At 56.5% G+C, this 669-nt stretch carries 1 protein-coding gene; it reads left to right on the forward strand.

All coding sequences use genetic code 11. The features are described 5' to 3' along the window. Nucleotides 1–67: 67 nt before the first annotated feature. On the forward strand, nucleotides 68–669 hold a 602-nt coding region (locus JF66_RS23400; RefSeq protein ID WP_156109996.1), incomplete at its 3' end, for a hypothetical protein.

Raw genomic sequence — 669 nt, forward strand, 5'->3', positions numbered from 1 at the left:
GAGGTGCTGTCAGAAGTGATTCCGAGCACCTTCATCTTCCGCTTGCCTCGCGAGCGGAGTTAGACAGATGAGCGCCCTTTCTCACCTGAGGGTCGTCGCGACTGCCGCCTTCCCGGCCAACGCCTCTGTCGCCATGGAACACTCGATTCGCAGGGAGACAGAACCAATTCCGGTGTTCGGTGATGACTCAGTTCTGGTTTGGAACCTCAATTGCTTGGGGCGTCCGGCCAATGCCAATGGTGCGTGGGGACGCATCAGCTTCATAGGCCTGGAAAACACGTGGCTTACATATGCAAAAGAGATTGCGATGATATTACTCAACCCATCACACCCGCTCTTGCTTAACCGCGGGGTCTTTCTTTCCACTCCCCCACGACAGCCGCGAACCGTTCGCAGCTTTGTGAAGTGCATTGCCATACTGCAGGACTTAGCCAAGGACAACGGATTTCCTGCGAGCCTCACCTGGTGGAGCCGGGACGATTTCATCAATTCGATCCAACACTTGCAGCAGGTCCCGCAGCCGAGCCCGCAAGTAATTGCGTCTGTCGGGAAAATCGCGGCGCTCCTATACACATGCAGATCCGTTTTGAGCGAAGGCGGCATCGCTCAACATCCTTGGCCCAATCCTGAGAACAATCCGCTGCGAGGAACGCAGCGGCGCAAGCCGTT

The organism is Cryobacterium sp. MLB-32 (assembly GCF_000738085.1).
GTDB lineage: Bacteria > Actinomycetota > Actinomycetes > Actinomycetales > Microbacteriaceae > Cryobacterium.